At 64.5% G+C, this 9,510-nt stretch carries 9 protein-coding genes; 5 read left to right on the forward strand and 4 right to left on the reverse strand.

The annotated features are described in order from the left end of the window. Positions 1-330 precede the first annotated feature (330 nt). On the reverse strand, positions 331-1,377 hold the full coding sequence (locus tag PG883_RS21370; RefSeq protein ID WP_270808067.1) for an NAD(P)H-dependent flavin oxidoreductase: 1,047 nt from the start codon (positions 1,375-1,377) through the stop codon (positions 331-333). 203 nt (positions 1,378-1,580) lie between these two features. After that, the gene (locus PG883_RS21375; protein WP_052815222.1) at positions 1,581-2,222 is read right to left on the reverse strand and encodes a ribonuclease T2 family protein; all 642 of its coding nucleotides are present in this window, start codon (positions 2,220-2,222) and stop codon (positions 1,581-1,583) included. 221 nt (positions 2,223-2,443) lie between these two features. Here PG883_RS21375 and PG883_RS21380 point away from each other — a divergent pair, with 221 nt between their 5' ends. The 3 genes from PG883_RS21380 (at position 2,444) to PG883_RS21390 (ending at position 3,856) form a co-directional block, all read left to right on the forward strand. Next, a complete protein-coding gene (locus tag PG883_RS21380; RefSeq protein ID WP_010672952.1) occupies positions 2,444-3,004 on the forward strand; it encodes a gamma carbonic anhydrase family protein in 561 nt (186 codons plus the stop codon). Positions 3,005-3,150: 146 nt separating this feature from the next. After that, positions 3,151-3,444, forward strand: coding sequence for a hypothetical protein (locus PG883_RS21385; RefSeq protein ID WP_042015027.1), 294 nt, complete (start codon positions 3,151-3,153; stop codon positions 3,442-3,444). Position 3,445: 1 nt separating this feature from the next. After that, entirely contained in the window at positions 3,446-3,856 is a 411-nt protein-coding gene (locus PG883_RS21390) for a DUF6515 family protein (protein WP_010672950.1), read from the forward strand. 90 nt (positions 3,857-3,946) lie between these two features. Here the strand turns inward: PG883_RS21390 and PG883_RS21395 are convergent, their stop codons facing one another. Together PG883_RS21395 and PG883_RS21400 are read right to left on the reverse strand one after the other, a co-directional pair. After that, complete coding sequence (locus PG883_RS21395) at positions 3,947-5,266, reverse strand: HAMP domain-containing sensor histidine kinase (RefSeq protein ID WP_270808070.1); 1,320 nt, start codon at positions 5,264-5,266, stop codon at positions 3,947-3,949. 14 nt (positions 5,267-5,280) lie between these two features. Beyond that, entirely contained in the window at positions 5,281-5,961 is a 681-nt protein-coding gene (locus PG883_RS21400) for a response regulator transcription factor (RefSeq protein ID WP_270808072.1), read from the reverse strand. Positions 5,962-6,109: 148 nt separating this feature from the next. Here PG883_RS21400 and PG883_RS21405 point away from each other — a divergent pair, with 148 nt between their 5' ends. Together PG883_RS21405 and PG883_RS21410 are read left to right on the forward strand one after the other, a co-directional pair. Continuing rightward, entirely contained in the window at positions 6,110-7,267 is a 1,158-nt protein-coding gene (locus PG883_RS21405) for an efflux RND transporter periplasmic adaptor subunit (protein ID WP_270808074.1), read from the forward strand. Positions 7,268-7,269: 2 nt separating this feature from the next. Then, entirely contained in the window at positions 7,270-9,219 is a 1,950-nt protein-coding gene (locus tag PG883_RS21410; protein ID WP_406568595.1) for a MacB family efflux pump subunit, read from the forward strand. Positions 9,220-9,510: the final 291 nt, after the last annotated feature.

Raw genomic sequence — 9,510 nt, forward strand, 5'->3', positions numbered from 1 at the left:
AATTCTACTCAACCGCCTTCTCGAGTCAAGCCTTATTTTCAAAGGCTTTTCGAGGCTACCGACCGGCTTGTTTGCGTTACCGCTTGCCCTGTCGATGGAGGCGCATTATAGAGACATAGATCACATTGGCAAGCCTTCATCGCAATAAAATTGCAAAAAAATGCCAATTCTTAGTTATTCACATCAAAACACAGTTTTTATACAGACTTACCCACAGGGCATGCCCGGAAAGGGCTCATTCTGCACCCTATTACCTTCCGTTCCTCTCTGTTCGAAGGGTTGCTGACCATATCAATCCATATATAAAGGAAGAGAATCGCAAAGTGACGCTCAGACCAGTCCTGCCTCAGCAACCCAGGCAGCGATCAGCTCGGCTGCCGCCATGGAACGGCAACCCGATATGTTCTGCCCGGCCCAGAGTGGCGAGAAACCGCTGTCACCCGCCTTTTCGGCTGCGGCACGCAACGGAGCCAATGCGCCGCTGGCATACGGGAAGTCAGGCGGCAGCGCCGAAAGGGGGCCGAGTTCCCGCATCAAGCGGTTGACTATGCCCCGCGCCGGACGGCCGCTGAACAGATTGGTCAGTGCGGTGTGCTGGCCATGCCTCCCCTGCAGCGCCGCACGGTGCAGGGGCGAGGTCGTCGCCTCGTGGCAACAGAGGAACGCCGTTCCCACCTGGACTGCGCTGGCCCCCAGTGCCAAGGCAATCTTGATCCCCTTGCCGTCGACTATGCCCCCGGCGGCGATGACAGGCAGATCCACTGCCGCCACTACCTGTGACAGAAGGGTAAAGGTGCCCTGCTGCAAGCTGAGATCCTCACTCAGGAAGTGACCGCGATGGCCACCCGCCTCCAGCCCCTGGGCGATGACGGCATCGGCTCCGTGGTCAGCAAGCCACTGCGCTTCTGCCACCGTGGTGGCACTGGCAAACACTTTTCCGCCTGTGGCTTTTACCTGGGCAAGCAATTCGGGCTCGGGCAAGCCGAAGTGGAAACTGACCACGGCAGGTCTGAACTCTGCAAGCAGGGCCGCATGCTCGTCATTGAAGGGGGCCCGAGAGGGGGCTCGCGACTGCGCAGCGGCATCCACCCCGAACTCGGTGTAATAGGGTGACAGTACCTGGCGCCAGCGCTGCTCCGCTGCCGGTTCCGGCTCGTGCTGCCGATGGCAAAAGAAGTTGATGTTGTATGGACCCGGCCCGCTGGCGGCGAGGCGGCTCAGCTCCTGGCGCAGCTCGGCACCACTCAGCATGGCGGCAGGCAGGGAGCCCAGTGCCCCCGCACTGGTCGCCGCCATCGCCAGGGCGCTGTCCTGCACGCCCGCCATGGGGGCCTGAATGACGGGATAGCGCATCCCCAGTTCGGCAAAGAGCGTCATAAGATGGTTTCCTGTTTCTGATGGTGAGTCTGCCTGTGTGCCAGAGGCGGGTTGAGTTGGCATAGCGCACCTGACGTGCTGACACGTCGTCTGGCCATATCGCCTGTCCAGTTCCCGGCCAGACATCCTGTCTTGGCTTTCATCCATCAGGCTCCTTGAGGTTCATGGCACATCGGGCCCGCGAAGGGCCCGAACGTGAAGTGTCAGCGCACGCTGCGCAGCAGGAAGTCCGGCTGGCCACAGGAGCGGCGCTCCCGCTTCTGCATCTCGTCGGAGCAGGGGACGGCATCCGTTCCCTGCTTGTTGATGCAGATGTAAATCTCCCGCAGGAAGCGGCCCCCATCAGCGCAGGCCACCGTGATGTTATCGGGGGCCAGCCACTCGTTGGCGCTCGCCAGATCGGCCTTGAGCTGGAAGCTGTTTTTGCGCAGCGGCTCTTCCGGCGATTGATAGGCGGCCGGGATCTTCACCTTCTGGCGCAGATCGCTGGCCAGCTTATGGAAGGCCTGCTGGCTCAGGCCGGAGCAGGTGCCGTGCTTCTCCCATTCATGGCGATAGAGGAAGCGGCTGGGGTAGAGCCCGGCAAACTGCTGCTCCATGTCCGCATCCAGTCGCTCGCGAGTGCAGCTGGCGGGGTAGCCGCGCTGATACTGGGGCCAGAGACCATGCAGCACGAACCCCAGCTTGCGGGCACACTGCTCCCGATCCCCTGGCTTGATGGCGCAGTGCTCGGGCGACCAGGAGAGTGCCATGGCGTAATAGTCAAACTCCCCCGCATAGCCTTTGCCCTGGGCGGCGGAGATCCACAACAGCGACCCCACCAGCCATACCATGACCTGCTTCATCTCTCGTTCCCCCTCATCTCTTTGCACCCGGTGGCGCCCCATTTTGCGCCCTCATGCTCCCATAACAGGGAGTCAAAGAACAATCGCTCAAAATGGCCTTACTCACTGTGGGTCAGACCAGTAAAAGGTTTCCCCTGCCGGATCAGAGGCGTAAGCTGGCTCTCCGGCGGGCCTTCATGACGCGCCACGTTTCCCCGATTTCATCAGCAACAGGACGTAACATGATCCGCAAGAATCCCTCAGGTCACCTGCCCGTTATCGACGAATCCGCCTATATCGACAAGACCGCCATCATCTGTGGCAAGGTGATCATCAAGGAGAACGTGTTTGTCGGCCCCTATGCCGTGATCCGCGCAGACGAAGTGGACGAGAGCGGTGACATGGAACCCATCGTCATCGGCGCCAACTCCAACATTCAGGATGGCGTCGTCATCCACTCCAAATCCGGCGCTGCCGTCACCATCGGCGAGTTCAGCTCCATCGCCCACCGCAGCATCGTCCACGGGCCCTGCGAAGTGGGTAACCGGGTCTTCATCGGCTTCAACAGCGTGCTGTTCAACTGCCACATCGGAGAAGGGTCCGTGGTGCGCCACAACTCCGTGGTCGATGGCTGCGATATTCCCCCCGGCTTCTATGTCCCCTCCACCACCCGCATCAACCAGCAGAGCGATCTGGCGCAGATCCCGCGCGTCACCGTGGACGCCACCGAGTTCTCCGAGGATGTGGCTCACACCAACATCGACCTGGTCAGGGGTTACAAGGCGCTCTCCAACGAGTTTTGATCCGGCGAGCGGTTCACGACACACAACGGGCGCCACGGCGCCCGTTGTCACAACTGTAAAGAGGGCGAAAAGAGGGTGTAAAGGTGGTTGAGCCGGGCGCACGCGTCGCGTTTGATGGGGGCGTTCCCATCAATGGAGTCATCATCATGTCACGCTATCCTGTCGCCCTTGCCCTGCTGCTGGGCACCACACTCCTTCATGCCGGCGAGATGCCGCCCCCGATGGGCGCCCGCCAGGGAGGTCCCATGACACCGCCCTCCTCCGTGCTCTATCACGCCAGCAAGCAGGGGGCGGATCCCCAGGCCCTGGTCCAGGCGCTGTCCAAAAACATTGATGCCGCCAAGCCGGATACCCGCTACGAGGTCACGGTCAGCGTGCGCGAACTGCCGCCCCAGCCACTCAAACCCCAGCCCGCCGGTGCACCGCTCAAGGGGCAGTGAGATGAGTCTGCACCGCCCTTCACTCTGGCTGCTTGCCATGGCCATCGCCCTGCCCGCCATGGCGGGTCCGGGGAACATGGGCAGACCGGGCGGATGGGAGAGCCCTGCCCCGCAGTACGGCCATGGGGCTGGCCCTGGCTTCGGCCACCGCGTCGACAGGCTGCCGGGAGGGGTGGAAACCCTGCTGCTGGCAGGGCTCACCTACTATGTGCTCGACGGCATTTTCTACCGCCGGCAGGAGAACCACTATGTGGTGGTCTCCCCGCCTCCTCAGGTCCTGGTGGTGGCAGAGACAGGGCTCATCCCCCTGGATCTGGATGGCCGCCGCTATTACGTCAGGGAGGGTCACTACTACCTGCGAGAAATAGACGGGCGCTACACCGAGGTGCCGCCGCCAGCGGCGCTGCGCTGAATCGCACGGAGGAACAGATACGAGCAGGGGGCCTTGGCCCCCTCTTTCATTACCGGGGTGTTTACCCCACTCGGGTCTGAGCCGCGTACCTCAAGACGGGTCATGCAGGGGCAGCGTCATGGTCACTCTCAGCCCCCCCTGTGCGCGATTGCGCGCCTGGATGGTACCCCCCTGCAGAATCACCGCCTTGCGGGCGATGGCGAGCCCGAGCCCGTAGCCCTTGCCCATGCGGGGTGAGCCGATGCGCACGAAGGGGTCGAAGATCCCCGCCAGCTTCCCCTCCTCCACCCCGGGCCCCCGATCGGCGATGGAGAGCTGCACCTCCTGGCCCAGGCGCAGCAAGCGAACATTCACCATCTGGCCCGACTGCGAGAAACGCAGGGCGTTGCGCACCACGTTCTCCACAGCGCGGCGCACCAGCTCGGCATGCCCCAGCAGGAGACAACCCTCCTCCAGCGCCGCCTCGAGCCCTATCTCGACCCCGGATTGCTGGGCTTCGAACCTGGCATCCTGGACGACGGTCTCCACCAGCGCCAGCAGGTCGTAGTGGCTCTGCTCCAGCCCGTGGCCCTGCTCGGCACGGGAGAGGGTCAGCAGCTCCCCTATCATCCTGTCCATCCGCTCCGTCTCGAGCCGGATCCGCGCCAGGGCGTCGCTTGCCTTCTCCGGGCGCTGCTCCGCCAGGCCGATGGCCATCTGGATGCGGGCCAGGGGGGATCGCAGCTCGTGGGAGACGTCGTGAAGCAGTTGCTCGCGCCCCTCGACCAGCTGCTGCAACCGCTCCACCATGAGATCGAACTCCTTCGCCACCTCCGTCAGCTCGTCCCGGCGCCAGCGCAGAGTGGGCCACAGCCTGACCCCCAGATCCCCCCTGGCTACCCGATCGAAACTGCGCCGCAGGGCGTTCATGGGCCGGGTCAGGTGCCAGGCGAACAGAATGCTGAACAAGAGTCCCCCCAGGCCGCCAATCCAGAGCATGGGCGGGGGAATGTTGAGCCAGGAGAGGGGACCGGGAGCCGGCCCGCCGGGGAGGATACGCGGGTCCACTCTGGTCTGCAGCAGATAGGTCTGCCCGTCGCTGGCAATCACGGTGCGTGTCAGCACGCTGCCCGGGCCAGGTTCCCCGGAGGCTGGCAGCCTGGATGCCCGGGGCGCTGGCCGGGGAGGCGCATCGGAGACATCGAGGAGTGTTATCTGCAGCAACGGCGGCGACATGGCCTGACTCAATGCCGTCGCAGCCTCGATTCCCCCCTTTGCCAGCACGGCTGCCGCCATCTCCAGATGCTGGCTCGCCAACTGCTGGGCCAGGTGCTCTTCCGGGGGGTCACGCTCGGCACGAAAACCGAGCCAGAGCAGTTGGCTGACCAGCACGATGGCCAGCCAGAACCCCAGCAGAATCTTCCAGAACAACCGTCCCTTGAGGATCACCGTATCTTGTACCCTATGCTGCGCACCGTCTCTATGGTGACGGCCTCCCCCGCCTTCTGCTGCAGTTTCTGCCTCAGGTTGCAGATGTGCACATCGACGCTGCGATCATAGGCCTCCCGCGGGCGCCCCACCCCTTGCAGGGAGAGGGTGTCCTTGGTAACCACCTGCTCCGGTGCTCGCACCAGCAACACCAGCATGTTGAACTCGGTGGCGGTCAGCTCCAGCGGCTCCCCCTGCCAGAGACAGACCCGGTTGGCCGGGGTGACCGTCAGATCCCCCAGGATGAGGGCATCCGGCGAGGGGGTTGCGCTCCCCCCCTCGTTGACCCGCCGCAGAACGGCCCGCAGCCGGGCCACCAGCTCCCTGGGATAGCAGGGTTTGGGCACATAGTCATCGGCCCCCATCTCCAGTCCCACCACTCGATCCACGTTGTCCCCCTTGGCGGTCAGCATGATGATCGGCAGGCGGCTGCGCTGGCGCACCTGGCGCAGCACCTCGGTGCCGCTCAAGTCGGGCAGCATCACATCCAGCAGCAGGGCGCTGTAACGGCCGGAGAGGGCATGGTGAACACCTTCCCCTCCGGTCACCACCTGGGTGGTATCAAACCCCTCTCCCCCCAGGTATTCACTCAACATGGCGCCCAGTTCGGCATCGTCATCCACCAGCAGGATCTTCATATGCGGTCTCCCTTGTCGGCGGCCATTTTCGCCGCTTGCCACGCACTTGGCAGCCATTTTTACGAAACCCTTACGCTTGGCGCAAAGAGCCTTAACCCGGCTCTGGGGTAGAGTGCCGCCGTGATCGTCATTCAGGATACAGGTTGTCATGCCCACGTTCTCCCCTCGTCTCTTCTGGCTGCTGCCCCTGTGCGCCCTCGCCCTGTTGCTGGCCTGGCGCCCCCAGGCCAAGGCACCTGCCAGCGACTACATCACCGCCAGCGCCGAGACCCGGGATCTGGAGCAGCTCATCATGGCGGACGGCACCCTGAAGGCGCGCAAGCAGGTGAGCGTGGGCGCCCAGGTATCAGGCCAGATCAAGAAACTGCACGTGACTCTGGGGCAGGAGGTCAAACAGGGGGATCTGCTGGTCGAGATCGACGATCTGCCCCAGCAGAACGCCCTCAAGGATACCCTGGCCCAGCGCGACAACCTCCAGGCCCAGTTGGATTCCAAAGAGGCCACCCTTCGCAATGCCCGCCTGGCATACCAGCGCCAGCAGCAGATCGTCGCAAGAGGCCTTGGCAGCACGGCCGACCATGACAGCGCCAAGGCGACCCTGGACGAGACCCTGGCCGATATCCGGGCCCTCAACGCCCAGCGGGTGCAATCCGAGATCGCGGTGGACACAGCCCGGGTCAACCTGGGGTATACCCGGATCCTGGCCCCCCTCTCCGGTACCGTGGTGGCCATGCCGGTGGAGGAGGGGCAGACCCTCAACGCCAGCCAGAGCACCCCTACCCTGCTCAAGATTGCCCAGCTCGACACCATGACGGTGGAGGCCAGGATCTCCGAGGCCGACGTCATCAACGTCCGGGTCGGCATGCCGGTCTATTTCACCATTCTTGGCAACAGCCAGCGCCGCTTCGAGGGGTCCCTGCGCGCCATCGAGCCCGCCCCCGACACCATCAACGACGACACGACCACCAGCAGCAGCGACAGCAGCGCCATCTATTATCACGGCCTGTTCGAGGTGCCCAATCAGGACGGTCAGCTCAGGATCAGCATGACGGCCCAGGTCTATCTGGTGGTCGCCCGGCTCAAAGATGCGCTGGTGATCCCGGCCATCGCCCTGCAGGGGGATCAGGTCAGGGTGATCGACGACGGAGGCCGGATCAGCCTGCGCCGGGTCAAGGTCGGCCTGAACAACAAGGTGGATGCCCAGATCCTGTCGGGCCTGAGCGCCGGTGAGCAGGTCATCGTCAGCGAAGTGAGTGCAGGCCAGAGCAACGCCGCCGGGGGCATGCCGCCCCCCATGGGGATGTGACCATGGGCGCCTTGTTGCAACTGCGGGGCATCCGCCGCCACTTCAAAGAGGGTGAGCGCACCGTCACCGTGCTCGATGGCATCGATCTGGCGATCGCCCGTGGAGAGATGGTGGCCATCGTCGGCGCTTCGGGCTCCGGCAAATCCACCCTGATGAACCTGCTGGGCTGCCTGGATCAGCCGAGCGAGGGGGCCTATCTGGTGGCCGGGCGCGACACTGCCACCCTCAGCCGGGACGAGCTCGCCGCCCTGCGCCGGGAGCACTTCGGCTTCATTTTCCAGCGTTATCACCTGCTGGCGGATCTCGATGCCCGCACCAATGTGGAGGTGCCCGCCCTCTACGCCGGTCTGGATCCGGCCGAGCGACGCCAGCGGGCCGAGGCCCTGCTGACCCGCTTCGGCCTCGCCAGCCGGCTCGAACACAAGCCAAGCCAGCTCTCCGGCGGCCAGCAGCAGCGGGTCAGCATCGCCCGGGCCCTCATCAACGGCGGCGAGGTGATCCTGGCCGACGAGCCGACCGGGGCCCTCGACAGCCAGAGCGGCGCCGAGGTGATGGCGAGCCTTCAAGCTCTGCATCGCCAGGGCCACACCCTGGTGATCGTCACCCACGACATGGAGATCGCCCGCCACGCCGAGCGGATCATCGAACTGAAAGATGGCCGGGTGATCGCCGATCGCCGCACGCGCGAGCCACAGGCCCTTCCCCAGGCGACCCAGGCCGCCACCAAGACGTCCGCCAGGGGGAAGACCCCGCGGATGGCGGGGCTCGGGAATGCCCTGCAGATGGCCCTCAAGGCCATGGTTGTCCAGCGTCTGCGCACCTTTCTCACCATGCTCGGCATCATCATAGGTATCGCCTCGGTGGTGACCGTGGTGGCCCTCGGCCAGGGCTCCCGGGAGCGGGTGCTGGAGAACATCAACGCCATGGGCACCAGCACCCTGGAGGTGTTCCCCGGCCGCGGCTTCGGGGACATGCGCTCCGCTACCATACAGACGTTGCGGATCGGGGACGCCGAGGCCATCGCCCGGCTGGACTACGTGCACAGCGTCACCCCCAGCCTCAGCACCAGCGCCACCCTGCGCCTTGGCAGCACCGCCGTCTCCGGTACCATCAACGGCGTCGGCGCCCAGTTCTTCCAGGTCAGGGGCTATCGCCTGGCCCAGGGCATGGGCTTTGATCGCCAGAGCGAGGAGAGCCTGGCCCAGGAGGTGGTGATCGACGAGCACACCCGGGACAAGCTGTTCGCCCCGACCCAGTCCCCCCTGGGCCAGGTGATCCTGCTGGGGGATCTGCCCTGCCGGGTGATCGGGGTCGCCATCAAGAACCAGAGCGGCTTTGGCAGCGACGAGACCCTCAACGTCTGGATCCCTCATACCACCGCCATGAGCCGCCTGCTGGGGCAGAGCCATCTGCGCAGCATCAGCGTGCGGGTGCGGGACGAGGTGAGCCTGGACGCCGCCCAGGATGGCATCAGCCGCCTGCTCACCCTGCGCCACGGCAGCCAGGACTTCTTCCTGCTCAACACCGACAGCATCCGCCAGACCATCAGCCAGACCAGCGCCACCCTGACCACGCTGATCGCTCTCATCGCCCTCATTTCCCTGATCGTCGGGGGCATAGGGGTGATGAACATCATGCTGGTCTCGGTCACCGAGCGCACCCGGGAGATAGGGGTGCGGATGGCGGTCGGCGCCCGGACCTGGGACATCCAGCAGCAGTTCCTCATTGAAGCCGTGCTGATCTGCCTGCTGGGGGGCGTGCTCGGCATCGCCCTCTCCCTGGTGCTGGGCCAACTGTTCGACCACTTCAGCAGCGGCGTCCGGATGAGCTACTCCCTTGCCGCCATGGGGGTGGCCTGCCTTTGCGCCAGCCTGATCGGGGTAATATTCGGCTTCGCCCCGGCCCGCCGGGCCGCCAGGCTGGATCCCATCCACGCACTGGAGCGCGAATAGCCCGCATTGACGCCGGGGTGACGCCACTCACCCCGACACCGGATCAGGGGCCGATGCCCGGCCCCGCCACCAAGCCTGAACGCCCGCACTTCTTCCCTGAATGCGCGGGTTCTTTGACCGGGTCCCGTACCCGGTCTTTTTTTGTCTCCCGCCCGCCACACCCACAAAAAAAGCCGCCCGAATGAAGTGAACCCCGAAAGTTGGACACCCAACGAGTAGGGGTTCTTCGTTTCTATGGGAAAGCAAAAATACTCGACCGACTTCAAACGTCAGGTCGTTCTTCACTATCTC

The sequence above is a fragment of the Aeromonas sp. QDB25 genome (assembly GCF_027707725.1).
Lineage (GTDB): Bacteria > Pseudomonadota > Gammaproteobacteria > Enterobacterales > Aeromonadaceae > Aeromonas > Aeromonas caviae.